Origin of the sequence: Paenibacillus sp. FSL H3-0302 (assembly GCF_037982245.1) — a bacterium.
Classification (GTDB): domain Bacteria; phylum Bacillota; class Bacilli; order Paenibacillales; family Paenibacillaceae; genus Paenibacillus_AQ; species Paenibacillus_AQ odorifer.
Window position 1 is genome coordinate 3,940,796 of record NZ_CP150284.1, and the last position, 26,033, is coordinate 3,966,828.

General features: G+C 44.6%; 22 protein-coding genes. 7 read left to right on the forward strand and 15 right to left on the reverse strand.

Annotation, left to right across the window (positions count from 1 at the left end; translation table 11 throughout):
* Nucleotides 1–66: 66 nt before the first annotated feature.
* From MHH50_RS17475 to MHH50_RS17485, 3 genes are all read right to left on the reverse strand, one after another.
* A complete protein-coding gene (locus MHH50_RS17475) occupies nucleotides 67–1,617 on the reverse strand; it encodes a response regulator (protein ID WP_340010385.1) in 1,551 nt (516 codons plus the stop codon).
* 210 nt (nucleotides 1,618–1,827) lie between these two features.
* The gene (locus MHH50_RS17480; RefSeq protein ID WP_036688030.1) at nucleotides 1,828–2,175 is read right to left on the reverse strand and encodes a four-helix bundle copper-binding protein; all 348 of its coding nucleotides are present in this window, start codon (nucleotides 2,173–2,175) and stop codon (nucleotides 1,828–1,830) included.
* A gap of 91 nt (nucleotides 2,176–2,266) precedes the next feature.
* The gene (locus tag MHH50_RS17485) at nucleotides 2,267–3,286 is read right to left on the reverse strand and encodes a GTP-binding protein (protein ID WP_076184465.1); all 1,020 of its coding nucleotides are present in this window, start codon (nucleotides 3,284–3,286) and stop codon (nucleotides 2,267–2,269) included.
* A gap of 165 nt (nucleotides 3,287–3,451) precedes the next feature.
* On the opposite strand from MHH50_RS17485, the gene MHH50_RS17490 reads away from it, so the two are divergent.
* The 5 genes from MHH50_RS17490 to MHH50_RS17510 all read left to right on the forward strand — a co-directional run bounded on the left by MHH50_RS17490 (nucleotide 3,452) and on the right by MHH50_RS17510 (nucleotide 8,189).
* Nucleotides 3,452–3,970, forward strand: coding sequence for a molybdenum cofactor biosynthesis protein B (locus MHH50_RS17490; RefSeq protein ID WP_340034624.1), 519 nt, complete (start codon nucleotides 3,452–3,454; stop codon nucleotides 3,968–3,970).
* Between the two features lie 503 nt (nucleotides 3,971–4,473).
* A complete protein-coding gene (locus MHH50_RS17495; protein WP_081390503.1) occupies nucleotides 4,474–5,511 on the forward strand; it encodes a metalloregulator ArsR/SmtB family transcription factor in 1,038 nt (345 codons plus the stop codon).
* Nucleotides 5,512–5,664: 153 nt separating this feature from the next.
* Entirely contained in the window at nucleotides 5,665–6,333 is a 669-nt protein-coding gene (locus MHH50_RS17500) for an ABC transporter permease (RefSeq protein ID WP_340033191.1), read from the forward strand.
* 30 nt (nucleotides 6,334–6,363) lie between these two features.
* Nucleotides 6,364–7,374 carry an ABC transporter ATP-binding protein gene (locus MHH50_RS17505; RefSeq protein WP_340034625.1) on the forward strand — a complete coding sequence of 337 codons (1,011 nt, stop codon included), beginning with the start codon at nucleotides 6,364–6,366 and terminating at the stop codon, nucleotides 7,372–7,374.
* On the forward strand, nucleotides 7,371–8,189 hold the full coding sequence (locus MHH50_RS17510; protein WP_076304069.1) for an ABC transporter permease: 819 nt from the start codon (nucleotides 7,371–7,373) through the stop codon (nucleotides 8,187–8,189). Before MHH50_RS17505 ends, MHH50_RS17510 begins: the two co-directional genes overlap by 4 nt.
* A gap of 249 nt (nucleotides 8,190–8,438) precedes the next feature.
* On the opposite strand, the gene MHH50_RS17515 is transcribed toward MHH50_RS17510, so the two are convergent.
* Complete coding sequence (locus tag MHH50_RS17515; protein WP_076128294.1) at nucleotides 8,439–10,745, reverse strand: thiamine pyrophosphate-dependent enzyme; 2,307 nt, start codon at nucleotides 10,743–10,745, stop codon at nucleotides 8,439–8,441.
* 25 nt (nucleotides 10,746–10,770) lie between these two features.
* Nucleotides 10,771–11,781, reverse strand: coding sequence for a 2-oxoacid:acceptor oxidoreductase family protein (locus tag MHH50_RS17520; RefSeq protein WP_038571642.1), 1,011 nt, complete (start codon nucleotides 11,779–11,781; stop codon nucleotides 10,771–10,773).
* A 322-nt stretch (nucleotides 11,782–12,103) separates the two neighbouring features.
* On the opposite strand from MHH50_RS17520, the gene MHH50_RS17525 reads away from it, so the two are divergent.
* A complete protein-coding gene (locus tag MHH50_RS17525) occupies nucleotides 12,104–13,447 on the forward strand; it encodes an amino acid permease (protein ID WP_036688050.1) in 1,344 nt (447 codons plus the stop codon).
* 20 nt (nucleotides 13,448–13,467) lie between these two features.
* Complete coding sequence (locus MHH50_RS17530) at nucleotides 13,468–14,208, forward strand: hypothetical protein (protein ID WP_340033192.1); 741 nt, start codon at nucleotides 13,468–13,470, stop codon at nucleotides 14,206–14,208.
* 229 nt (nucleotides 14,209–14,437) lie between these two features.
* Here the strand turns inward: MHH50_RS17530 and MHH50_RS17535 are convergent, their stop codons facing one another.
* The 10 genes from MHH50_RS17535 to MHH50_RS17580 form a co-directional block, all read right to left on the reverse strand.
* The gene (locus MHH50_RS17535; RefSeq protein ID WP_076194691.1) at nucleotides 14,438–15,889 is read right to left on the reverse strand and encodes a nicotinate phosphoribosyltransferase; all 1,452 of its coding nucleotides are present in this window, start codon (nucleotides 15,887–15,889) and stop codon (nucleotides 14,438–14,440) included.
* A 51-nt stretch (nucleotides 15,890–15,940) separates the two neighbouring features.
* A complete protein-coding gene (locus MHH50_RS17540) occupies nucleotides 15,941–16,480 on the reverse strand; it encodes an isochorismatase family cysteine hydrolase (protein WP_076194688.1) in 540 nt (179 codons plus the stop codon).
* A 29-nt stretch (nucleotides 16,481–16,509) separates the two neighbouring features.
* The gene (locus MHH50_RS17545) at nucleotides 16,510–17,280 is read right to left on the reverse strand and encodes an NUDIX domain-containing protein (RefSeq protein WP_036688055.1); all 771 of its coding nucleotides are present in this window, start codon (nucleotides 17,278–17,280) and stop codon (nucleotides 16,510–16,512) included.
* A gap of 242 nt (nucleotides 17,281–17,522) precedes the next feature.
* Nucleotides 17,523–17,972, reverse strand: a complete 450-nt coding sequence (locus MHH50_RS17550; protein WP_076128288.1) for a YlbF family regulator — start codon at nucleotides 17,970–17,972, stop codon at nucleotides 17,523–17,525.
* A gap of 25 nt (nucleotides 17,973–17,997) precedes the next feature.
* Nucleotides 17,998–19,584, reverse strand: coding sequence for a tRNA (N6-isopentenyl adenosine(37)-C2)-methylthiotransferase MiaB (miaB, locus tag MHH50_RS17555; RefSeq protein ID WP_038571650.1), 1,587 nt, complete (start codon nucleotides 19,582–19,584; stop codon nucleotides 17,998–18,000).
* A 273-nt stretch (nucleotides 19,585–19,857) separates the two neighbouring features.
* Nucleotides 19,858–20,952 (reverse strand): NADH:flavin oxidoreductase, encoded by a 1,095-nt coding sequence (locus tag MHH50_RS17560; RefSeq protein ID WP_076308366.1) that lies wholly within the window; start codon nucleotides 20,950–20,952, stop codon nucleotides 19,858–19,860.
* A 148-nt stretch (nucleotides 20,953–21,100) separates the two neighbouring features.
* Complete coding sequence (rhaD, locus tag MHH50_RS17565; protein ID WP_076128284.1) at nucleotides 21,101–21,946, reverse strand: rhamnulose-1-phosphate aldolase; 846 nt, start codon at nucleotides 21,944–21,946, stop codon at nucleotides 21,101–21,103.
* A 43-nt stretch (nucleotides 21,947–21,989) separates the two neighbouring features.
* Nucleotides 21,990–23,246 carry an L-rhamnose isomerase gene (gene rhaA, locus MHH50_RS17570; RefSeq protein WP_076128282.1) on the reverse strand — a complete coding sequence of 419 codons (1,257 nt, stop codon included), beginning with the start codon at nucleotides 23,244–23,246 and terminating at the stop codon, nucleotides 21,990–21,992.
* Between the two features lie 39 nt (nucleotides 23,247–23,285).
* Complete coding sequence (rhaB, locus tag MHH50_RS17575) at nucleotides 23,286–24,752, reverse strand: rhamnulokinase (protein WP_076184474.1); 1,467 nt, start codon at nucleotides 24,750–24,752, stop codon at nucleotides 23,286–23,288.
* A gap of 27 nt (nucleotides 24,753–24,779) precedes the next feature.
* Nucleotides 24,780–25,931: an iron-containing alcohol dehydrogenase gene (locus MHH50_RS17580; RefSeq protein ID WP_076184475.1), complete on the reverse strand. Its 1,152-nt coding sequence runs from the start codon at nucleotides 25,929–25,931 to the stop codon at nucleotides 24,780–24,782.
* Nucleotides 25,932–26,033 lie beyond the last annotated feature (102 nt).

The window sequence follows — 26,033 nt, forward strand, 5'->3', positions numbered from 1 at the left end:
AAAAATACCCCACAGTACTTATCGATCAAGTACGTAGGGTATATGGGCTATCTTTAAATGAAACAATTATGGAGCCGTTTTTTTATATTCGGAAGGAGAAAAACCCGTGAATTTCTTGAAGGCTTTGCTAAAGTAGGATACATTATCTCCAAAACCGACTTCTTCAGCTAGAGGTCCAATCGTAAAATGTGCACATCCTTCGATGATTTCGAGCGCTTTTTGCATCCGGTATTTCATAACATAATTCGTAAACTTTTCCCCCGTTTCTTTCTTGAACATCTTACTAACATAATCAGGATTCATATAAATCTCCTGTGCAACAGTCTGCAAAGTTAATGTCTCTTCACAATAACGCCTATCCACGATACGCTTTACCTCTGCCACCATTTGCGATTGCTTACTGCGATTGCGGCTATAACGATCAAGGGTAATCTCTTCTGCAATACTCATTACAAACTGCTGAAAAGACTGGAGCGTGCTAGTCTCCATCATTCGAGGCAGCTTATCAATATATGTTTGCATCTTGTTTTGATCACTCAAACGTATAATCTCCATGAAGATCTGGATCAGATAGGATTTGGTCTTGGCAATGTCATATCTAAGATTCAGAAGTTGATGTAAAAGTGACAGCAGCTCGCATTCAGCATCTGCCCAGTGCCCCGCTTTAATGAGCATAACGAGGTGTTCGAGATCCAGTTGCAGCTCTAGACCTTCCTCATCCTCTGGAATGCTGATATCTTTTTCTGTAATTAAGCTCCCTTCCCCCAGATAAAATCTATGGCTAAGACATTCAATCGTCTGCGTGAATAAAAGCCTTACTTGCGTCAGCTCTCCAGGTTCACTTAATGCGGCCGTCAGATCAATATGATAATATTTCATAAAGGTAGCGCGGATGCTGTCTATTTTCTCAAATAAAGCAGCTTCAGACAGGTCATCTTCCATTAATAACAGAACACGCCGCCCTACGGTGGAGCTTAAAATATGATGTTGAAAAATATCTCCCGCAATATTACTGACCGCGAACAAATGCTCATATTCATGTTCTCCTTCAATCTCTACCAGCAGTAGCCTAACACGTTGACTCTGAAAATTCAGTCCAAACAGCTCACCAAAATATTTCCATTCCTCCACACCATAGGTCTTGTTCGTCACAAGCTCCTTCAGGAATTGTTCTTTGGCATGTGGAAGTACACGTTCCAGTCCATATTTTATCGATAGGATAAAGTTCTCCTCGTACTGCCGTTCCTCTCGCTTCTGAACTACCTCGCTTAGCGCTTCATTCAGGCTCTCTTCGCTGCACGGCTTCAGTAAATAATGTTTAACCCCATACTGCATCGCCATCTTAGCATAATCGAATTCTGAGAAGCCTGTCAGCATAATAAAAGAGGTCTCAGGATGAAGCGCTGTAACCGTCGCCACCAGCTCCAGCCCGTCCATTCCCGGCATACGAATATCGGTAATAATAATATCAGGTATAGCTTGCTTGATTAATTCTAATGCCTCCAAGCCATTTTGCGCGGTTCCAATAAGTTCTGTGCCCAATGCTTCCCAGTTCATTACCGATGAGATGCCATCCAGGATAATAAATTCATCATCAACTAAAAGGACCTTTTGCATGATACTGCTCCTCCAATCTTTTTTGTAAGCGCTATCAATAATATGTAAAAGGTTAAATCTGTATGTATTTAGCATTCTACATGCTTGTTTCCTTTTTTTCTACCAATAGCATGAATCAAACAGACCTGGATATAAAAAACCAGACTATTGCTATATCTCTACAGCAACAGTCTGGCTATTAGTTCATATATGAGAGTTAAGTTATACGATTTACGCATATACCTCAACAGCATCGCTAATCAAACGGCATGCCTCTGCAGCTTTACGGCAGGCATTAATACATTCTTGGCAGTGATTATGTATATGCTTGCTGCTCTCATCCGCGCATGCTTCACATATTTCTGCACATAGTTTTAGAATTCCAGATACAAACGGACTTTGACGGGTCATTGCTTGAATGGCATAAGAACAAATATCCGCACATTCACGATCGAGTCGCATGCTCTCACGAAGAGATGCAAGATCATATTCTTTTAGGCTTGAGACATAGCTGTAGTTACAGGCATTCATACTTTCGAGACAAGCGTCAATGCACTCCTGATATTGAATTCGGGTCATAGCCTTCAACCTCCTGCATTTTTAATGGTATGCCTTACTATTAACCTACAAGATTAGGAATGAACCACAGCTTCTTCTGAAGCAGAACGGATTACAGGCTTCTTTTGATCGTTCCAGGCCGAACTAAAATACGTCCTTCCATCTCCAGCAGCTTCGTGCGTAACTCACTGGATGAGAAATGTTCCCCGATAAATACAGCTACGTCTGGCACTTCGCCTTGAGGTGTGATTTTCATAAAATCAGCTTCACGGTAAGCATATTGAAAAAGAAAACGACTGGAGGTGTCATTAAAGGTCACAATGCCTTTAGCCCTATAAACATCCCGCGGAAGCTCCTTGACGAACTGCTCAAAGGTCTCGCTGTTGACAGGTCGTTTGAAGTAATGTGTGTATGCCATCACGTGATCGTGGGAAGCATGGGTGCCTCCAGAAGGTTGCAGAGCTTCCTCATGCACATGGCTTTCACTGTCGCCCTCTTCAAGCTGTGAATCCGTAAGAACTCCACCTGCGCTACGCAGAAGCTCCTCTGTGTCGATCTCACAACGCTCCGCTGGCATAATCGGTGCATAAGAATTCCATTTTCGCAGAACGGTTGTGATCTCTTCTGCTTCATCTGCTGAGACACGGTCAGTTTTATTCAGAATCAAAACAGAGGCGCAGCGAATTTGCTCCTGCATCAGTCGATAGGTTGCGCCTTGCTGCGCACGGTACAATTCGAGCAAATGCGCGGCGTCAACGACAGTGATCAAGCTTTTCAGCTCTACTTTTTGATACAGTGAAGTTTCGGTTACGCCATCTACAATTTCCAGCGGGTTCGCCGCACCTGTGGCCTCAATAACAACAACATCCGGTGATTCCTTCTTGATAAGAGTAGTTAGCTCTGTACTGAGATCTCCTCGGATAGAACAGCAGATACAGCCGCCGAGCAGCTCAGCCATAGGAACGGTTTGCTCAACCAGCAGCCCATCCAGATTCACTTCACCCAGCTCATTCATCACTACTGCCGGGCGTAAGCCCTGATCTTTCCAATGTTCCAGCAGGCGCTGCAGCAGGGTAGTTTTGCCGCTTCCCAGAAATCCTGACAATATATACACAGGTACAACCTGTTCCATGATTCATCGCTCCTTGCAAATTACGGGTATGGTAGCGAGTTTACTACATGATGCCAAAGCACGCAAGCGGCATCCCTATAACCTCAAAAGATTAGCGCTGGATAACGAAACTTGTCTTTGCTTCCTCCATACCCTATCATGAGAACATCTCTAATTTAGGAGCTGATCTCATTGTCATCCGTTGAAGAACATCGGAAGGAAGCACCACAATCCGTATCCTGCTATATCATTACCGTCTCCGACACCAGAACTACCGAAACCGATACCGGTGGAGCTTTAATCCAATCCATGCTTGAGGCTGCCGGATATGAAGTTATAGGGCGCACCATTATCAAAGACAACTATCAAGACATTCGTGAACTACTCTATAAAAACGCTGATCACACTGGAGTTGAAGCCGTGCTGCTCACGGGTGGAACAGGAATTTCTCCCCGTGATACCACCTACGAAGCAGTTTCATCCTTGCTGGATAAAACGCTGCCGGGCTTCGGTGAGATTTTTCGAATGTTAAGCTACACAGAAGACATCGGTTCTGCAGCAATCCTTAGTCGAGCAATTGCAGGTACGATTGGCAACACAGCTATTTTTTCTATGCCCGGCTCCACTGGAGCCGTTAAATTGGCTATGGAACGGCTTATTATCCCGGAGCTTCGTCATATAATGCGAGAGATATACAAACAATAATCCCACCCATTTTTTTATAAACTAGACAAATAACCAAGCATACCTTTGTTCTGTGCGTATAATACGGTAAGTTCACACACAAAGGAGCTGAAGGAAATGTCAGAAGAATGTCCAAAATGTCCGGCCCAAACTGTCACTGACCCACCTAAGGTGGTTTATCAAGATTATTACCACCCTCAAGTTGTGAATGTTATTCACCCGGTAGAAATCGTTAGACGCCATCACTGTGTCCCAGTTCCTCGCCATTGCTACACCTATTCTGTTAAAGATATCATGTGCGATAACTCCATGATGCCTAGAGGCAGAAGATAAAACTCTACTTCATAACTCTATTAAAAGAATCCTATAAGTGAGAGAAACATCCATGTCCAACGCATGGGGATGTGCTCTCGCTTTTTTCTGCATAAAAGATTTGACAATCCTGATCATTCCCCCTATAATTTTGAACACTTTACGCGAAAGTGGTTTTTGATTAACCAAACAGTTAATCGGAAAGGAAAGAGATGAGCTCACTCCAAACTTTAAATCGAAAGATCAAAACGGTCGTCAGTCCTTTTCATGAGTTATTATGCAGTCTGCATGTCTTCCATCAACCAGAACACCATCCAACAAGATTACAATGGGCTTTGGAGCTCAAGAAAAGAATGCCTCTTGCTCTACAGGAGAACATCCACACACTTGGGCAGTTGTCAGAACGTTGGATCGCTCTGCTAGATTTACCGGACCGTATGGGTGTCCCTATTTCTTGCAATCAAGGAATCACCCTACTCAAAAAACTTCCGGATGCAGAGCTAGTGTATCTATTTATGAATCAAGAAATTGCACTAAGTACCATAGTCGAATGGCTGAATGAATCTGAAAGCAAACGTTCGCTGATGAAGTTGAGTGGAAACGTGAAGTACCTGATAAACAATCTGGCTAGTGTTCGCAAGCTGTTAATCTCAACATTAATTACATACGAACATGATTATTTCGGGCAGGAATGGGACTATATCGAACCATTTATGAACATCTCAGCCGCTCAGTTTCAAGACTTAGCCAGTCGTTCCCCGGAAAAGGCATTAAATACGCTCCACCCACGCCTCCTCTCAGAGAACGGGACTCTGACAGTACAAAAGGCTGTAACGTATTACTTTCCTTATGACCAGCTTGGACAAGTGTACGTTTTTCCTTCTACATTCATATTTCCGCATCTGCTTGTTGGCTGGTTCGAAGACACTTTATTTTTGCCTCTCACGGTGGATGTTCCCGGTCTTGCCTTTAGTGAGGGACCGCCGAGTGACCTGTTGCGCCAACTCAAAGCTTTAAGTGATGATACGCGGATGCGAATTCTGAAACTGCTGTGGAAAGGGCCGCATTGTACCAAGCAGCTTGCGCCAATATTGGGTATTTCTGAAGCTGCGGTCTCTAAACAGCTAAAACAACTAAGTGAAGCAGGATTTACCCAATCACAGCGAAAAGGGAATTATTTATTTTATTCAGTGAACAAAGAAGTCTTTGATAATCTGCTCATCCTGCAAAGGCAGTACCTTGAACAATGAGGTTAATGAAAGGTGTGAGTACATATGTGGCATATCGCTATCGCAACCCTAAAAAGAAACCAAAAATCTAATCTTAGAGCCTTTCCCTGGACCTTTACATTCGGGCACATTATTGATGGAGTTTATCTAGTCATCATCTCTTATTTTTCTTATGTGTATCTAATCAAAGGGGATATAGATTCAAAATTTGCTATCTATAGTGGCAGTGAGGACTATCTGACCTATGTAATTATTGGAGGTATGCTCAGTATATTTTCCGTCAGTATGATGATGAACGTATCCAGGGCACTTATTACCGAATGGAGGGAAGGTACACTTGAGGCACTGTTGCTCTCTCCTTCAAGCCGGAGCGGTTATTTTCTAGGAAACGCAGTCCAGCAGTTGTATCGAAGTGGGGCGGAATTGCTGGTAGTTCTCTTCTTTGGCCTTTTAGCAGGACTTCGACTCCCCTCAGTTGACTTCCTATCTGTCTTCGTGGGAATTTTGCTATTTTTACTATCGTGTTATGCGATGGCGCTGGTGCTAGGAAGCATTATGCTTTATACAAGGGACACCTTCATTGTGCAAAATACTCTATTTACGCTAACTGCTCTACTGTGTGGATTTCAGTTTCCAAGGCAATACTTGCCTGACTACTTGCAGGTTATAGGTGAGATTTTCCCATTGACCTATGCGCTACAACTCCTTCGAGGCTCGCTGCTAACTGGAGAAGCAATACGATTACCTGACATATGGCCAATCATACTGCTTAGTGTTGTATACATAACGGTTGGTCAATGGACAAACCGGCGCATAGAGCGCGGGTTGTTCGAACGATTCTAAAACCTTGGAGGAGTGAAACCATTGATTAATATGCATGAAGTTACTAAGATTTACGAGAGCAAACATAAACTGAGCTGGTTCCGTTCGGAAAAAAGATCAGTGACAGCAGTGAAATCACTATCTTTAGATATCGCTGCGGGGGAAATCGTAGGTCTTCTCGGTCTAAATGGCGCTGGAAAAACCACTACAATACGTATGCTTTCTACTCTCCTAGAGCCAACCTCCGGCAGTATTGAAGTCGATGGAATGTTACTACACAAGAATCGACAGGCCATTCAGCAAAAAGTAAATATGATCGCCGGAGGAGAACGAATGTTGTACTGGCGGCTCACAGGTAGAGAGAATCTTGAATACTTCGGTAAACTCTATGGAATGAACAGCCCTCACATCGCTAGAGAAGCAGAACGTCTTCTGGAGGAAGTAGGTTTGACCCAAGCTGCTGACCAACCCGTTGAACAATATTCTAAAGGGATGAAGCAACGGCTGCAAATCGCCCGCGGACTTATCAACGATCCACAATACTTATTTCTAGATGAGCCCACACTTGGCCTAGATGCCCCCATTGCGAGACAGCTTCGCATTACGATAAGAAAGCTTGCACTGAACAGTGGAAAGGGTATCCTTCTGACCAGCCATTATTTACAGGAGGTCGAAGAACTTTGTGACCGAGTTTATGTACTGAATCGAGGCGAGCTTCTGCTCTGTGACAAACCTGAACGGATTATCCATCAGGTTGCAGGCTCGCAAACTGCTCATTTAGAGGTTACAGGCTGGCATGAATCACTTCGTCCCAAGCTACTAGAGCATCTACGAACAGTTACTCAGCCTGCGGAATTAATGGGTGTCTGCGCAACAGAAAAACTAGAACTTCAAAATGATGGACTGCAGCGCATTTCTGTAAAGACACCTTCGGCTGATAGAATCATTACAGAGCTCCTGCCATGGACTACTGAGCAGGGGCTTAGCATTAAAAGCTTCGCATCCGAAAAACCTACTTTGGAGGATGCGATTATCCTCCTTTCGGAAGGAAGGGTATCATGAACTTACATAGCTTATGGTTTACCCTTAGCGCGGAGATCACTAAGCAGCATCGAAATAGAGTTAAGGGACGCGCAGTGTTTTTTTCACTTCTACTCTGGCCGGCGCTCACCTTTTTAACCACCTACTTTACTATGCAGCCCTTTAGAACCGGAGCAGGATCAGCACTCTCAACAGTAATACCAGATGGACGGATTCCCCTTTTTCTGCTGAGCGGATATCTCGTCTTTCAGTTATACTGGACGGTTGTGCAAGCCGCATGGTTATTCGAACAAGAACGCAAAGGGGGCACACTTGAGGTAGTGTTCCTAACGCCAGCGTCAAAAATGGCCTTCCTGTATGGACGTTCCGTATATTCACTATTTCACGGAATATGGATGTTCGCTTGCTTCTCCATTCTGACTTTCATTTTTCTTGCGGACGTAACGACTGTTAACTGGGGCGCCTTATTACCTGTATTAATACTTATCATGATATCAGCGGTTATATGGGGAGCTTTGCTGTGTGCGATATCTCTCTTCTCAAGGGATTCAGGGCTACTTTATTACATCTTTCAAGCACCAATGGAGCTGTTTGGCGGGGTTCGTATTCCACCAGCAGTATTCCCAGCATGGGCAACGGGTTTATCCCTTCTGTTTCCACTCACATATAGTCTGGTTCTTGTGCGCGGGGCGTTATACGATAATATCGGTACTAGCTGGTGGTGGGCTCTCGGCGCTTTAATCGTAGGTAGTGCTTGTCTTGTCATTTGTACCCGCTATCTTCTGGTTAGAGCAGAACAACATGCAAGAGTAAAAGGAAACTGGACTTTATTCTAACTGTAAATGACCAAGTCTTTAACACATAGGACCTAAGAGACGTTATTTGCTGGTTTTTAGCTTTTTCAGAAGTTTCGCGGACTCCAGTGACACTATTCCTTCAAAAAGGGTTCATTTTGGGAGTTTTAGGACCGATAACTGCTATGGAGTCCGTTAGAATTACGCGCAAATGCTCCCTAACCACAAAATAACCCGGCAGACAAATCTGCCGGGTTATTTCATATTTTATATACTGGAGATAGACACAGCTTATAAGTCAGGATGTTCGTGTTTTGCCTTGAGACGATTCCAACGGCGCTCAACTTCTTCTTCGAAGCTGTGTAAAGCTGGCTCATTCTCAGGTTTCAACAAATGACGAGTTTTACCCATTGTCTTCAGCCATGCTGAGAGCTCAACACGTTTGCCCTTATCTTCAGGATTATATGTGATATTCGTAGAACCATGCTCTACTTCATATAACGGGAAGAAGCAAGACTCAACAGCTAATGATACGATGTTCGTGCCTTCCTTATCATCAGACATCCAGTTTAGCGGACATGCGATCAGGATTTTACCATACACCAAACCTTCGTTTTGTGCGTACCACTGTGCTTTTGCCGCTTTTTTCACCAGATCCTGCGGATAAGCCTCCGAACCCGTGAAGACATAAGGAATGTTAGTAGCCGCCATAATTTGTGCTGTATCTTTATGCTGAGTAACTTTACCTTGCTGCTGCTTGCCGATACTGGAGGTTGAAGTACGGTGACCCAGTGGTGTCGAATAGGACTGCTGTGCTCCAGTATTCATGTAACCCTCGTTATCGTACTCTACAATAATCATTTTGTGACCACGCAGTGCAGCTCCAATTGCCGGTCCCATCCCGATGTCCATACCGCCATCTCCGGTTACCATAACAAACGTAAAGTCCTCTTTAAGCCCTAGTCCATCCAGCTCACCGCGACGTTTGCGTTCCCAGAACATCTCTACGACACCGGACAAGGTAGCCGCTCCATTTTGGAAAAGATTATGGATAAACGTTGATTTATGGGAGGAATACGGATACCCCGTAGTCGTTACCATGGCACAGCCTGTATGATAAAGTGCGACGATATCCCCTTCAATCCCTTTAAAGAAAGTCTCCAGTCCTGAGAAAATCCCGCAACCTGGACACGCACCATGCCCTGGGGAGAGCCGTTTAGGTTTCTTCGTCAAGCTGCGCAGTGGCGGAATCCGTACGCTTAATTTGCCTGTTGCTTCATCCTGTTTCACAGTGATTAACCCTGTCTTCAGTGAGTCAAAGTCCATTGGCTTCAGAAGACGTTGCGGAGCTTTATCTGGTGTACCCGGATTGTGGCCATAATAATCAAATGGTATGTCTACTCGATCTGCAGCAACAGCATCTATTGCTAATTGGAAAAAGGCATGACCATCTTCTGCGTAGAAGTCCTTACCACCCAAACCGTAGATACGGCTAATTACTTTAGTCGTAGTGTTGCCATATGTGAACAGGGCTGCCTTGATTTCATTGACCATGTTACCACCATGTCCGCCAACAGAATCTGCACGGTCACCAACGGTGATTGCTTTAACATTTTTCAGCGCTTCAGCAATTTGCTTCTGCGGGAAAGGACGGATCATATTCGGCGAGATTGCACCGGCTTTGATCCCTTGCAACCGAAGCTGATCCACAACATCCTTAATAATCTCAGAGGCAGAATTCATCAAGAATACGGCTACTTCAGCATCTTCCATCCGATATTCCTCGATCATTGGATAATGACGTCCGGTTAACTCAGCAAATTCCTTCGCAATTTCTTCAAAAACTTCACCCGCATTGTACATAGCTACGGACTGCTGATAGCGGTTGTTAATATAGTCAGGTTCGTTCATATAAGGACCAACCGTTACCGGATTATTGCGGTCTAAAGTATCGGTAAAGCCTGTTGGAGGTTGTGGTCCAACAAATTTATGAACATCCTCCCGATGAGTAAAAGCTTGAACGCGGCGTTTCTGGTGGGAGGTGAAATATCCATCTGAAGCCACCATTACCGGAAGACGAACTTTAGCATGTTCCGCAAGCTTCAATGCCATTAGGTTCATATCATAAACAGATTGTGGATCCCGGCACATTAAAATAGGCCAACCTGTATTCAAAGCAAAATACAAATCTGAATGGTCCCCATGAATATTCAGCGGTCCAGAGATCGAACGGCAGATTAGATTCATAACCATAGGCATACGCGTACCAGCTTGTACAGGCAATTGCTCAAGCATGAACATATAACCTTGGGCACTGGTAGCATTAAATACACGTCCGCCAGCCGTTGAAGCGCCATAACAGATCCCAGCAGAGCTATGCTCGCCATCTGACGGAATCAGCATAATATCATGCTGGCCATTCGCTTTCATCGTATCAAGAAATTGTGCTACTTCTGTCGATGGAGAAATCGGAAAATACCCCATTACATGATAATTTATCTGATGAGCAGCATAAGCCGCCATTTCATTGCCGGATTCATATAGGAATTTCTGCTCTACTTTAGCAGAGCCTACTTCTTTTTCATAATCTATAGCCACGTGTATTCCACCTTTCCTCCGTTAATTAGGCCTCAGTAACGAGATCAAAAATATGCCGGACCGTATGACTCTCTGCGTAGCCCTCTTCCTCACGTTCGCCAGACAAGGCAGTTGTAGGACAAGCTTCTACACATTTTAAACAGCCTTTGCAGTATTGATAATCAATACCTTGCAGGAACATTTGTGGACGCCCCTTCTTATCAGGCTGCTCATCCCAAACAAAACACAGATCAGGACACACCGTATCGCACTGCGCACAATGAATACAATCCTCCTGCTTAAAATGAGGCAGCAAACCGGAGCGAGAAATGCTCAAGTTCTTTAAAAAGCTGCTGCCAGGATTCGTAATGGTACCGCCGATAGGCTGTGTTTCATAACCCAATGCGGAAATATCAGACCGCACGAACTCAGGCATTGTCACGCCCGCAGGCAGTGGAAAATGCATAAACTTAACTTCATTAAATCCACGGTCGAAAGTAGTCAGTGCTGACTGTACTGCCTGTGGATATTTTTTGCCTAGTGATTTCTCTATAACGCCTTTCATAATTTCAGGGTCCAAGAAATCACACATCCGGAACAACGCGCCTAGCATCGCCATATTAACGCGGTTTTTCTCATCTAAGGCGATCGTTGTAGCATCAACGACTGCAATAGTTCCTGCCATCATATTCAGGGAGGATTTCAATTCCTCCGGCGATTTTGCTGAGTTCACCAATACTGTGCTATGTTCATAAATTCCGCTAATTACGTTAACTGTCTTTGCTAATGCTTCGTGAAATACCCCAACAACATGCGGACGCTCAACCGGAGACGTGTCACGAATAGGCGTATTCAAATCACAAAACCGGATATGCGCTTTTACCGCTGATCCCTTCTTCTCCGAACCATATGACGAAAAGCTGACCCCATTCATTCCAGCACCGACAACACCTGCTTCTGCAAGCATTTTACCAGCCAGGTTCGCACCCAACCCTCCAATTGACTCCAGACGAATCTCAAAAAATCCGAGCTCGTTCACTTTTGGTAACTGTACCACCGACATAGCCCCTTTCAGAATGTCATCTAGTATAATATCCTTTTGACTTTTTCAACGATTGTAACTTGATTTTGCAAGACGCGAAGTGACAAATCTTGCATTTTCCAAGTGTTGCCTAAGCTTATTTATCTACTTTCATTTAGCAATAAAATTAAAAATTAAGATGTTAAATTCATCACATTCTTCATGATAAATATCACACACCGATGAAAAATCACCTCTATTTCTACAAATGTGTATCATTTATACTTTTCAACTAGTCCATTTCAGGATAAACTGATTCTTGGTGTAATTTTTTGAACCTACTTAGGAGGCATTAAATGTGAAGTCAAACGAAGCATCATTACAGAAAAAATTGCTTCCACGGCATATCAGCTTTATGGCGATGGGCGGCGTAATCGGTACGGGGATTTTTAAAGGAAGCTCTGAAACGATAAGCATTGCTGGACCAGGGGTTGTTCTCTCCTATGTATTGGCAGGCTTGCTGCTACTAGTCGTTATGGGTGCAATTGCCGAAATGGCCACGGTATACCCGAACAAAAATATGAAGGAATTCATCCGCGAGGCTTTTGGAGAACGGCTCTCCTTTATCGTGGGTTGGCTATATTGCTTCATGTGGTTGACTGTCTGCGTAATCGAAGTGCTGGCGGCAGGAAGCTTCTTGCAGTACTGGTTACCGGATGTTCCATTATGGCTACTGAGTCTAGCAAGTGGTGCTTTAATTATTGGCATCAATATGATGAGTGTAAGCGGTTATGGAGAGACGGAGTTTTGGTTAGCAGGAATCAAAATAGCTATGATTATCATCTTTATTATTCTGGGAGCTGCATTATTGTTTGGGCTATTGCCTATGTCTGAAGGGACTCCCTATTTAAGTAATTTTACGGATTATGGCGGATTATTCCCACAAGGCTGGACACCTATCTTCTCTGCCCTTCTGGTCGTCATGTTCTCCTACGGCGGATCTGAGCTGATTGGACTAACTTTAACAGAAACTCAAGATGCAGAAAAAGTGTTGCCTAGAGTTGTCAAAAGCTTCATTTTACGTGTTATTCTGTTCTACACCATTCCAATTCTGATCATCTGTGGGTTAATTCCTTGGAATCAGCTTAACGAGCATACCAGCCCCTTTGTGCAGGTATTAGCAGCTACAGGACTTAAGGGTGCTGACCATGTTATGAACTTCATACTGATTACGGCTGTGCTCTCTGCTGCTAACTCCGGTATCTACGGCGCCACACGGATGTTGCACTCTTTGGCTTCACAGGGTGAAGCTCCACGTAGCTTAGCAAAGACCTCAGCAAAAGGTGTGCCGATCAACAGTCTTAAACTTTGCGCTATAGTTCTTTTTGTTGGTTCTATGTTAGCGTACTTCGCACAGGATGGACTTTTCCGGCTGCTGATGGCTGTTCCCGGCTTCGTAGTAAGCTTGGTATGGATCAGCATCTGTCTATCACAGCTGAAGCTGCGGAAAACCTATCCTAAAGAGCCAAGCTTTAAAGTGTGGGGGTTCCCTTATATTACGATTTTGACGCTTATCTGTTTGTCGGTTATCACGATTTCCTTCCTTTTCGACACTCAGAACCGGATCAGCATAGGCACATGTCTGGGCTTCCTGCTGATGCTTACCATCTGGTCATTCGCTAAATTCCGGAAGAAGAACTAAACTATATATCTCGCACTTACATGAAAAAAGGTGTATCCATTGTTCTTGGCGATTGCGTAGAACGGGGATACACCTTTTCTTATGGGACCGTTGATTCGCTCACTCACACCGGATTCACCTCATTCTGCGGGTTTTATACCGCTGATTTGCCTACTCGCACCGGATGCGCCTCATTCTGCGGGATTTATACCGTTGATTTACCTACTCACACCGGATTCGCCTCATTCTACGGGATTTATACCGTTGATTTACCTAATCGCACCGGATGTGCCTCATTCTACGGGAATTATACCGTTGATTTGCCCACTAGCACCGGATTCCCCTCATTCTGCGGGAATTATACCGTTGATTTGCTCACTCGCACCGGATGTGCCTCATTCTACGGGATTTATACCGTTGATTTACCTACTCACACCGGATTCGCCTCATTCTGCGGGATTTATACCGTTGATTTGCCCACTCACACCGGATGCGCCTCATTCTACGGGAATTATACCGTTGATTTGCCTCCTCGTACCGGATTCACCTCATTCTGCGGGTTTTATACCGCTGATTTGCCTACTCGCACCGGATGCGCCTCATTCTGCGGGATTTATACCGTTGATTTACCTACTCACACCGGATTCGCCTCATTCTATGGGATTTATACCGTTGATTTGCCTCCTCGTACTGGATTCGCCTCATTCTGCGGGATTTATACCGTTGATTTACCTACTCGCATCGAATTCGCCCTATTCTACCGGATGTACTTATTCTTTTAGGTGTATGGTAATTTGTCGATATACTTTAACTAGTGTTCTGTTGCACAAAATGCAACGAAATCCAAATCAGATATACGCGGACAAACTAGCTAAATATACTTTCAGAAAATAAACTCACGGCTTTCGAAGTTAACAAACGCAAGCTTCACCCAAACGTCGGCTTCACCCAAACGCAAAAAAGCACGGGAATCTAATCTTCCCGTGCTTCTTTCCATCGAAACTACAAAACCTACTCAATCTCCGGCTGAATATGCTCCGCGATCAATTGCTGCTTGCTGGTCCAGACCTTCTCACTCAGATTCACCCGGTACACCTCTGGATTGAGCTTACGCAGATATTCCGGCCAGAACAGATCCTTCTGCTCCCGATGGTAACGGCGAACTTCATTCAGATCCGGCAAAGTATAGACCTGGAAGCCGTTCACGTAAATCGGCTCAAGCATAGGCAGCGCTTCATAACGCTCCACATACTTGTGCATGTATGGATGCAGCGGATTAAACAGCTTCACCCGACCGCCGTTACGTGGAGATTCCTCTTCCGGGAAGCAGATATAATCTGCTAGCGCTTTGCCATTTTTCCCGATAATCCGGAATACGTCCTTGCTGCCTGGTGTGGATACTTTTTCAGGGTTAGAAGAAATCTTGATTGTCGGTACCATTTCTCCAGTTGCGGACTCAATTTCTACCAGCTTATAGACCCCACCCAAAGAGGGTTGATCCGAAGCCGTAATCAATTGTGTGCCTACACCCCATGTGTCGATGGCTGCACCTTGCAGCTTCAGATCCATGATTGTATTCTCATCCAGATCGTTGGACGCCACAATCTTCACATAATCGAGCCCCGCTTCATCCAGCATATTCCGTGCCTGCCGGGATAGATAGGCCAAGTCACCGCTGTCTAAACGGATACCGATCATCTTTTTACCTTGAGCTTCAAGCTTTTTGGCGGTTCTAATCGCATTCGGCACACCACTGCGCAACGTATCGAAGGTATCAACTAATAGTGTAACTTCATCCGGCATCACCTTGGCATAAGCATCAAAAGCTTCCTGCTCGCTGCTGAAGCTCTGAACCCAAGAATGAGCATGTGTACCTTTGGTAGGGATGCCAAACATTTTACCTGCCAGCATGTTGGAGGTTGCATCAAAGCCGCCGATATAGGCCGCTCTAGCGCCCCAGACCGCCGCATCCGCTTCTTGTGCCCGACGGGTACCAAACTCCAGGAGTATATCATTCGGAGCTACCTGCTTGATTCGGGAAGCCTTCGTAGCGATCAGCGTCTGGTAGTTCATGAAGTTCAGAATAGCGGTCTCCACCAGTTGCGCTTCCATGATCGTCCCTTCCACACGGATTAGTGGTTCATCCGGGAAAATCAACGCCCCTTCTTTCATCGAATAAACGTTGCCCTGAAAATGAAATTGCAGCAATTCTTCCAAAAAAGCAGGAGCGTAATTTTCTTCTTGCTCCGACAAGTAACGGATATCATCTTCGGTGAAACGCAAGCCGCCGATGTACCCCACGATACGCTCTAATCCTGCGAACACGGCATAGCCGTTTCCGAAAGGCAATTTGCGGAAATAAGCTTCAAATACAGCTTTTCGCTTATGGCTTCCATTCACCCAGTGAGCATACATCATATTGATCTGATATTTATCTGTATGTAGCGCAAGTTCTCTCTTCAAGTCCTCATCTCCTAATATCCACGTTGCTGTATGTGTATGTTTTTTATAGTATTATGCCTTAACAACGTCTGCTCCTAAACTTCCCCGGAAATGATTTAGTGCCCATTTATGTCCATCCGCGTTGAAGCTGGCGACCGCATCTTCGTGCACAGTAATAGTAAAACCTTTGTTATATGCATCCACCGCAGTGTGCAAAACACATATATCTGTACATACGCCAATCAAATGAAGGTCAGTAATGCCACGTTCCCGCAGCTTAATCTCCAGATCAGTTCCACTAAAAGCGCTATATCGAGTTTTGTCCATCCAATAGATGGAATCCTGGTCAGCTTCATAAACAGTTTTCAAACTTCCATAAAGCTCCCGCCCTCTAGTCCCTCGTACATTGTGAGGTGGAAACAGTTTACTCTCGGGATGATAAGGATCATTGTCTTCATGTAAATCCACAGCCATTACAACATAATCGCCATTTTGGACAAACTCAGACGTTAATTGGCTGATTCTTGGCTCGATATCGATTGCAGGCTGCCCAACCGGTAAATTCCCATCGACAAAATCATTGGTAAAGTCAATTACTATTAGTGCTCTCATGAGAATCGTCCCTCCCCTGATTTAAGACACTACGTATAAATGGACAACAATGGCTCGTGATCTGTAAACATATACAACTGAGCCGGGCGTTGTGAGTATTGATTGGAGCTGAGTGCATTGCCCTCTTCATCTCTCACTTCTTTTAATATACCCTGACGGCTGCGTGTTGACGTGATTTTACGAATAAAATTTGGTTCTTTAAATTCTGGCACTACTGTCTGAATTACCTGATAAAGCTCACTTAGCGTAAAATGCCTAGGCAAAAACTGTCTTGCTATCGTTGTCTGCAGCATTTGCTGTTGGATACGTACGTATGCATCCTTGATGATTTCATGGTGGTCAAAAGCGAGCTCCAGTTCTTCTAACGCTTCCTGCAACGTAAATAAACCCACTTCACCCGCATCGTCGGAAGCTTGTCTTTGCTCCAGCATCCACTCTTCTACTAAAGCGAAAAAGGCATGACTGATAATCCATCCCCGAGGGTCGCGGCCAGGTGTACTATAAACCCCAAGATATTCTAAGTGACCTCCATCAACACCGGTCTCTTCTTTCAGCTCACGAGTTGCAGCATCATATATAGACTCATCTTCCTGACAGAATCCGCCTGGTAGAGCCCACATGCCTGCACATGGCCATTTTTTCCGTCTAATTAACATTACCTTCAACTCACGTAAAGGCAGCGTCTTAGTGACCGTCTTCCGCTCGCGTTTGGTAAGTGTAAACATTACAATGTCGGCCGGAACACCATCCGGTGTACGATATTTTTTGGCGTTATAGGTTAATTCCCCATTGTCGCTCATAATTGCCCCATCCTTTTCCGAAGCTGTAGTTTTACTTATTCGTATCTTTAAATGTACCAAACATGTTCTTCATAAATCAACAGATGAATTCCATTATTTTACATTATCCTACAAAAAAGACTATATGAGAAACGACGTTGTCGTTGAATTATAAGGATTATGTATTTTCATGTACTTTACTTCTACCTCTTATATTGAAATAAAGGGACGGATCTGCATCCGCCCCCTGAACTGAGTGTGGGTTATCCGCATGTGGTCGGAGGCGCTTCAGTGCCGGCTTCCACATTTATTTTTTCCGAAACGGTATCTCTAATCACGGAAATTACCAGCTGAAGCAAATAATTAATGTCGCTCTGGCTTTGCTGAAATTCGTTCACGACTGGAATACCGTCGATCTCATCTTGCAGCACTTCAATTTCACGTTCAATTTTGGCGACCATATCTTTATTATTGAAGCTTTCGAAGGCCACGATTTCTTTTTGTTTTTTCTTAATGGTCGCAATCAGTCCTTGCACACGCTCGTGATTAAGAATTTTTTGCTCAGCCTGCTGAAAATGGCGTACCTCTTCACTGGTTGAGATTAATGATGCTAGTTCTTTAGCTTTGCCCATAATATCCTCGCGAACGATCAGATCACGGGTATTATAAGTTTTCATTCCATATTTATTCAACTGTTGTTCTTCTGTACTCATTAGTCATCTCCCCATTCGTATGTGATTAATGAACAGCTGCGGCCTCGACCACAATATCCCCTTTAATGTACCATGTTTTGGTATCTGTAATTCTCACGTTTACAAATGTGCCGATAAGCTCCTTAGGACCTTCAAAATGGACCAGCTTGTTAGCGCGGGAACGGCCGGAAAGGACTTCGGAGTTATTCTTACTCTCCCCTTCAACCAGCACCTCTACAACTTCACCCAGCATCCGGTCATTAATGATCCGGCTGTTCTCTTTGATGAGATCATTTAATCTTTGCAGACGTTCACTCTTCACCGACATCGGTACATTATCTTCCATCGCCGCTGCTGGTGTGCCCTCACGTGGAGAATAAATGAACGTATATGCCATATCATACCCAACCTCACGCACAAGCGATAGGGTATCTTCAAATTGCTCATCAGTCTCCCCAGGGAAACCAACGATAATATCGGTACTTAATACAGCATTCGGCACACTTATCTTAATCTTGCGTACTAATTCCAGATAAGCTTCCCGGGTATATTTACGGCTCATTTTCTTAAGAACGGCAGTACTTCCCGATTGAACCGGCAGATGGATATGCTCCACCAAGTTGCCGCCTTTGCCCAAAACCTCAATCAATTTATCGTCAAAATCTCGTGGATGCGATGTCATAAAGCGAATGCGCGGAATATCAATCAGACGCATATCATCCATCAGGTTCCCGAAGGTGTAATCAATATCCGTAAAATCTTTACCGTAAGCATTTACGTTCTGCCCCAATAGCGTTACTTCCTTGAAGCCTTGGCGCGCAAGCTCTCTCACCTCAGCGATAACGTCCTCTGGACGACGACTGCGTTCTTTACCGCGTGTAAACGGTACGATGCAATACGTGCAGAACTTATCACAGCCATACATAATGTTCACCCAAGCGCGCATGCCTTCCCGCTTCTTCGGCAAGTTCTCAATAATGTCGCCTTCTTTGGACCATACCTCAACCACAAGCTCTTTACTAAATACCGCTTCTTTAATGAGGTGTGGCAACCTGTGAATATTATGCGTACCGAAGATCATATCCACGAAGCCATGCTTTGACATAATCCGGTTGACTACGCCTTCCTCTTGGGACATGCAACCGCATACCCCTAACAACAGACCCGGCTTCTCGATCTTCAGGTTCTTAAGATGTCCTAGCTCTCCAAATACCTTATCCTCGGCGTTCTCCCGAATCGCACAAGTATTCAGCAAAATGAGATCCGCGTCATTCCGGTCAGCGACACTGCGGTAGCCCATCTGTTCCAATAGGCCCTTCATCGTTTCCGTGTCATGCTCATTCATTTGGCAGCCATAAGTCGTTATATGATAATATTTGCCCACTCCGAAATTCTGCATCTCTTCAGGAATCTCGAAATCATAATGCACTTCTATTTCTTCCTTGCCGCGCCGTTTTCCTTCTTTATAGTCAGGCTGGCTATTAATTTGCACATTTCTTCCTTTAATCCGGTAAGTAACCTTACCTTCCTCTTCACTAATTACCTTTGCATCACTAAAATCAAAATATTTCGAATAATCCTTAGAACCCTTGCCGGATTTTAAGTCCGGTGAGTTATGGTTCCCCTTTGTCATGCTGTTTTCACGTCCTCTATTGTTCAACAATTATTTTTATACTTTGCTAATTTAAAATTATAACATAATGCTGGCCTAACATAGAAGTGCCCGGTCTATTAATGATGTAATGAAGCGTTGCATATCGACAAAAAAATACCCCGCCAACGTTTGGCAGGGTCAAGTTCTATCATATTAAGGGGGGTATGCTACTATTATAAGCAGATACACTACTCTTGAAACAGTTACACAACCTCTTACCTAAAAAAATAGTCATTGTATATTCTGCTAGTTTTAGTAAAGCGTATTCGTCGCTTCAGGAGTAAATGGGATGATTTCGTCTATCGCTCCACTTTGTACTTTGGCAGGCCAAGCCGGATCGCTAATAAGCGCTCTGCCCACTGCAACCAAATCAAACTCCTCCCGATCGAACCTTTCAGTTAACTCATCAATATTATCCTCAGGCTTCTGAGCTTTATCTTCCTCGAAGAAATCGCTTTGCAGGCCAATAGAGCCTACTGTAATACACGGCTTCCCGGTAAGCTTCTTAGTCCACCCAGCTAAATTAAGATCAGAGCCAGCAAATTCAGGTTGACTGAAGCGTCGGGTCGAGCAATGAAAGATATCTACACCCGCTTCGCTAAGCGGTGCTAGGAAACTCGCAAGTTCTTCTGAAGTCTTCGCCAGCTTCTCATCATACGCCCCCAGCTTCCACTGGGAAAAGCGCAGCACAATTGGGAAGTCTGGTCCAACCGCTTGACGGCATGCTTTAATGATCTCGACAGCGAATGTTGTTCTTCCTACCAAATCGCCACCGTAACGATCGGTACGTTTATTCGTTCTATCCCAGAAGAACTGGTCTATCAGATACCCGTGAGCGCCATGCAGCTCGATGCCATCAAAGCCAACGCTTTTGGCATTTTCCGCCGCTTGAGCGAAGGCTGTTACTAAGCTTTCAACCTCTTCTGTGGTCAGCGGCTCTGTCACCGGCTCACCTGCTAAATTCAGACCCGAAGGGCCTACAGGAAGGGCTTCAACGTTAGGATACTCGCCGATTGTACGCGCCATCCCCACATGCCAAAGCTGCGGGATGATCTTGCCGCCAGCTGCGTGAACCTCTTCCACAACCTTCTTCCAGCCTTCTAAAGATGCTTCTTCATGTATATTAGGAATATCTTGGTGACTGACAGCCGCTGGATGATTTATCGCAGTACCCTCAGTAACAATTAATCCCACTCCACCCTCTGCACGTCTACGATAATAAGCGGCAACATTGCTTCCCGGCACACCCTTCGGAGACTGCGCGCGTGTCATCGGCGCCATTACAAATCGGTTCGACAGCGAAAGATTCCCCACTTGAAAAGGTAAAAATAGTTGCTCTGTATTCATATGTTACCTCCAATTTATTAATTGATTACTTTAAGTAAGCTTATTATCCACCCAAAAGATGGGAAATGCAAATTTTAAGAAAAAGACAACAAAAACCGGACCTCGCAGAATCTACGATTGCCCGGTTTCACCAAATTATAATGACTCTCTAGACTTCAAGAATCCCCGCTTTAGGTGTAACTCCAAATGCTTTAGCTAAATCCCATAGCTGTTGGTCTGTGATCTTTTGTTTGATTTCTCTACCGCCAATCAGGTTGTAGATCGTCGCAGCCTTTTCAACCGTTTCTACTAGACCAAAGGTAGCATCCATGGTGGAGCCAGTGCCAAAAATCCCATGCTGCGGCCAGATGACTAAACGGTGATCCTTCATTTTTTTGGCAGTCTCACGGCCGATTTCACTGCTGCCCGGAACAATCCACGGAATAACACTGACGCCATCAGGGAAAACAACAAGGCACTCTGTGCACATTTCCCATAACGTTTTGGTAAACTTCAGTTCGTCCAGATTATGCGTGAAGGTCATCGCGATAACATTTGTAGCATGTGTATGCAGCACGATACGGTGTGTGGGATCTACTTTCAGACGTTCAATATGACTCATAAAATGCGAAGCGAGCTCACTCGTAGGAACTGCACCATTCCGCAATCCCCACAATACTTCCACACTTTCGCCATTGCCGCTAACCCTTAACACACCCAGATTCGCTTCAGGATCTTTAATCACATTTCTGAAATATTTGCCCGAACCTGTTACGATAAAATACTTGCCTGCTAATTCTTTTACGGGAAAGGTGAGTTTGATCGTGCGCAACGGCTCCAGTACATTAATATACTTAGCCACCTCATTCTCATCCAGTAAATAGCTGACATTCCCACCATTCAGTTCATCCCAGCCAAGCTCCCACATATGACGGGTGATCTCTGACATTTCCTGAATAAATGGAGCTTCACTGCTGGCAATATAACCTTTTGATTCTAACAAGGATGTACTCATAGTCTATTCTCTCCTTTGTATTTGCTGCTCTCCGTATCCACTTCTATCTTAAAGACAAAACGTCTTGTTCGTAATTTTTCACTTCAGTAAGCCATTGCTCACGCACCGGTGTACCTTGTGATGCACAGTAGTAATCCCAGACCGCACCAAACGGATACGATTTGAACTCTTCTACCAGAGCAAGACGTGAAGTATAATCCCCGGACCGCTCGATTTGCTTAAGTTCTTCCACTGGTTCCAGCATCGCACGCAGCAACGCCTTAATAGTGTTGCGGGTGCCAATGACCCATGCCGCGAGATGATTGATACTGCCATCAAAGAAATCCAATCCAATATTCGTACGAGGAAGTAAATCCCCGCGAACCAATTCACGGGCGATTTCCAGCAGCTCATCATCCATTGTTACCACATGGTCACTGTCCCAGCGGACAGGTCTGCTGACATGCAGCAGCAGCTGCTCACTGAACATCAGAATCGAAGATAATTTATTCGAAATCACTTCTGTAGGATGAAAATGTCCCGCATCCAAACAGATCGCTTTTCCATTTGTTAAACCATAACCCATATAGAATTCATGAGAGCCAACCACATAACTTTCAGAACCAATTCCAAACAGTTTACTTTCCAAGGCATCCATATTATAAAGCGGATCTATTTCCTGACTAAAAATCTCATCCAGCGACTCTTTTAAACGTACTCTCGGAGCTAGCCGATCTACTGGCGTATCCTTATATCCGTCTGGAATCCAAAAGTTCGTCACACAAGGCTGACCCAGCTCCCGCCCAAAATGCTCAGCGATCGTACGTGAAGCTTTACAGTGTCTGATCCAGAAATTCCGAATCTCCGCGTCCGAATGACTGAGAGTGAATCCATCGGCTGCTTTCGGATGTGAGAAACAAGTAGGGTTAAAATCAAGCCCTAAGCCCTGCTCCTTCGCCCAATCCACCCAGGATTGAAAATGTCGTGGCTCTAGTTCATCCAAATCTACAGGTTCATCTGTATCTGCGTAAATAGCATGCAGGTTAACCTTATGTTTACCAGGAATAAGAGACAACGCCTTTTCTAAATCTTGACGTAGTTCATCTGGTGTACCCGCTCGGCCCGGATAACTTCCCGTTACCGCAATGCCCCCGCTTAGTTCTTTTTCCTTAAAAAGAAAACCTTTTACATCATCACCCTGCCAGCAATGTATGGAAATTTTAATTTGCGCGAGTCGCTCCAGCACTTTATCCACATCAATACCGTGGGCTGCGTATAGTTTTTTGGCTTCGTTATAACTAGTGATAATGCTCTGATCCATGCTGTTTATCCTCCTAAATTAGTGCAACGTCTGTTTCGCTTAGATAAGCTCATTCACCTTGGACAGATGAAGGCTTCTCCAGCGATTTAGAATGTTATTAAAATGCTTGATCGGCTGCGGAATGTATGATGTTATTTCAAAAGATTGTTCGATAATAGCTCTTGCCTCAGTTATGTCTGCAATGGAATCTGTGCTAATCATCTGTACTACTATATTTCCTAGAGCAGTCGCTTCCGTTGGTCCAGCCTTTACTTCCCTGCCGATAACGTCAGCGGTTAGTTGGCATAAAAGCCGATTGTTCGCCCCCCCGCCGACAATTTGCAATCCCTCGATCCGACGTTCTGTCAGCTCCTCCAACTCTTCCAAATAAGTTAGATAGGATAACGCCAAGCTGTCAAAAACACAACGTGCTAACTGTCCAGGTGTCTCCGGAACGGGCTGCTCACTCTCCATACAGGCACTGCGGATTTCTTCTATCATGTTCGATGGATTAAGAAACCTTGGTGCATTACAAGGGATCAGGCTGCGAAACCCCTCTTCTCCCTGTGCAAGCTCTGCAAGCTCCGCAAAACTATAACAATTGTTCAGTAATCTGCGAACCTCTTGAATAAGCCATAAGCCCATTACATTTTTGAGGAATCTATAAGTTCCGTAGGCTCCCCACTCATTGGTGTAGTTAGCCTGCATGGCTTTTAGAGAATTTAGAGGCTCCGTTCTTTCTACACCGAGTAAAGACCAAGTTCCACTGCTGATATAAGCTGAGCCTTCTTGAAGTGGAGCACCTAGCACTGCAGAAGCCGTATCATGGGATGCCACACAGATCAGCTGGCATTCAGGCAGGTCATATTGTTGGATTAAAGCTTCGTCAAGAGGACCAACCACTACACCAGGCTCAGTTAATTTTGCAAATTGATCTTTCCTGATATTCAAAAATTCTAATAGGTCATCGTCAAAATCCCGGCTTTCCAGATTTAACAGCTGTGTTGTAGATGCAATCGTAACCTCGTTGATTTTGCGGCCAGTCAGTCGGTAATATAGATAATCTGGTACAAGTAAAATCTGATCCGCTTGCGCTAGCTCTTCTTCTTTATGAACATATAACTGATTCAAGGTATTGATGGATAACTGCTGGATTCCTGTCTTTTCATAGACGGTTTGTGGTGAAAGCTGCTGTGCCACCTGATCCACAGCCAGATCCGTTCTGCGGTCCCGGTAGGCGTATACTTCCTGAACACGATTCCCGTCCGCATCTACCAGCACATAATCTACACCCCATGTATCAATACCGAGCGTACAGGTAGTAATTCCATCGGTTTTAGCCTTCCGAAGCCCGATCATAATCTGCTCTACTAAATAATCAATGTCCCAGAAACAGGAACCCTCTTGTTCCGTAAAGCTATTGCTAAAGCGATGAAGCTCTTCTAAGGAAAGAATACCTTCTTGCAATATTCCGCGCACCAGCCGCCCACTTGAGGCACCGATGTCAACGGCGATGTGATTATTCATAAACAATCTCCTATGATAAGGGGTGATTTATAATATTTTTTTGAACAGTGTAATAACTTCTTCTTTAGTAGGAATAAAAGGGTTCCCTGGTGCACAAGCATCCTTCATCGAATTTTCAGCCAGAAGATCAAGATCTACTTCTTCTACGCCAAGCTCGGATAATTTGGCTGGAATCCCTACTTCTTTAGATAACGCCTTGATCGACTCAATTACGAAATCTGCGCATTGTTTATCTGTTTGGTTCTCTACATTTAATCCAATCGCTTTAGCAATGGATCTGAATTTCTCAGGCACATATTTGGCATTTTCTTCTTCCACAAAAGGCAGTAGCATCGCGTTACATACGCCGTGCGGCAGATCGTATACGCCGCCCAGCTGATGCGCCATCGCATGCACATAACCAAGCCCCGCATTATTGAAAGCCAATCCGCCAAGGAATATCGCGTATACCATCTGTTCACGCGCTTCGATATCATGGCCATTCTTCACAGTACGAGCCAGATTAGCAAAAATAAGCTCCACTGCGGCTAGTGCCGTAGCATCGGTTACCGGATATGCTCCCGGCGTCACCAGCGCTTCAATCGCATGAGTCAATGCATCCATACCCGTGGCCGCGGTAAGTGCAGCGGGTTTATCAACCATAAGCTCAGGATCGTTGACTGAAATCGTCGCAAGGCTGTTCTTATCTACCATAACCATCTTCACTTTGCGTTCTTCGTCTGTGATTACATAGTTAATGGTCACTTCAGCCGAAGTACCAGCAGTGGTATTCACGGCGACAATCGGCAGTGATTTATGCTTAGACTTGTGTACACCTTCATATTCTTTGATATGACCGCCATTTGTGGCAATGATACCAATGGCTTTGGCAGTATCCTGTGGTGATCCACCGCCAATGGAAATCAGATAATCACAATTCTGCGCTTTGAGATAATCAACGCCATCGTGGACATTTTTACAGGTCGGATTGGGTTTCACTTCATCATAGATGGCATATTCAATCCCCGCTTCGTCCAATACCGCCAGCAATTTACCAGCAATGCCACTTTTCATAAGGAATTTGTCCGTAACAACAAGCGCCTTTTTTAATTTAAGCTCTTGGATGTATGGACCAATCTCCTGCAAGCATCCCTTGCCCATAATATTGATCGATGGAACATAATACACATGCGTGCTCATGCTTGACCAGCCTCCTAAAGTTAATTTATCAACACCAAAGTTTTACACACAACTCTGCAAGCTAGAGCGTAGTATTCCGGCTGCAGCGCCTCAGGCTGGCCT

Bases quoted from the DNA above. Each gene is read 5' to 3' on its own strand.
- rhaD (WP_076128284.1), bottom strand. From the start codon at position 21,946: ATGAGTACATCCTTGTTAGAATCAAAAGGTTATATTGCCAGCAGTGAA.
- MHH50_RS17540 (WP_076194688.1), bottom strand. From the start codon at position 16,480: ATGAGAGCACTAATAGTAATTGACTTTACCAATGATTTTGTCGATGGG.
- MHH50_RS17545 (WP_036688055.1), bottom strand. From the start codon at position 17,280: ATGAGCGACAATGGGGAATTAACCTATAACGCCAAAAAATATCGTACA.
- rhaB (WP_076184474.1), bottom strand. From the start codon at position 24,752: ATGAATAATCACATCGCCGTTGACATCGGTGCCTCAAGTGGGCGGCTG.
- MHH50_RS17475 (WP_340010385.1), bottom strand. From the start codon at position 1,617: ATGCAAAAGGTCCTTTTAGTTGATGATGAATTTATTATCCTGGATGGC.
- rhaA (WP_076128282.1), bottom strand. From the start codon at position 23,246: ATGGATCAGAGCATTATCACTAGTTATAACGAAGCCAAAAAACTATAC.
- miaB (WP_038571650.1), bottom strand. From the start codon at position 19,584: ATGACAAAGGGGAACCATAACTCACCGGACTTAAAATCCGGCAAGGGT.
- MHH50_RS17505 (WP_340034625.1), top strand. From the start codon at position 6,364: ATGCATGAAGTTACTAAGATTTACGAGAGCAAACATAAACTGAGCTGG.
- MHH50_RS17480 (WP_036688030.1), bottom strand. From the start codon at position 2,175: ATGACCCGAATTCAATATCAGGAGTGCATTGACGCTTGTCTCGAAAGT.
- MHH50_RS17495 (WP_081390503.1), top strand. From the start codon at position 4,474: ATGAGCTCACTCCAAACTTTAAATCGAAAGATCAAAACGGTCGTCAGT.
- MHH50_RS17485 (WP_076184465.1), bottom strand. From the start codon at position 3,286: ATGGAACAGGTTGTACCTGTGTATATATTGTCAGGATTTCTGGGAAGC.
- MHH50_RS17560 (WP_076308366.1), bottom strand. From the start codon at position 20,952: ATGAATACAGAGCAACTATTTTTACCTTTTCAAGTGGGGAATCTTTCG.
- MHH50_RS17510 (WP_076304069.1), top strand. From the start codon at position 7,371: ATGAACTTACATAGCTTATGGTTTACCCTTAGCGCGGAGATCACTAAG.
- MHH50_RS17530 (WP_340033192.1), top strand. From the start codon at position 13,468: ATGAAAAAAGGTGTATCCATTGTTCTTGGCGATTGCGTAGAACGGGGA.
- MHH50_RS17550 (WP_076128288.1), bottom strand. From the start codon at position 17,972: ATGAGTACAGAAGAACAACAGTTGAATAAATATGGAATGAAAACTTAT.
- MHH50_RS17580 (WP_076184475.1), bottom strand. From the start codon at position 25,931: ATGAGCACGCATGTGTATTATGTTCCATCGATCAATATTATGGGCAAG.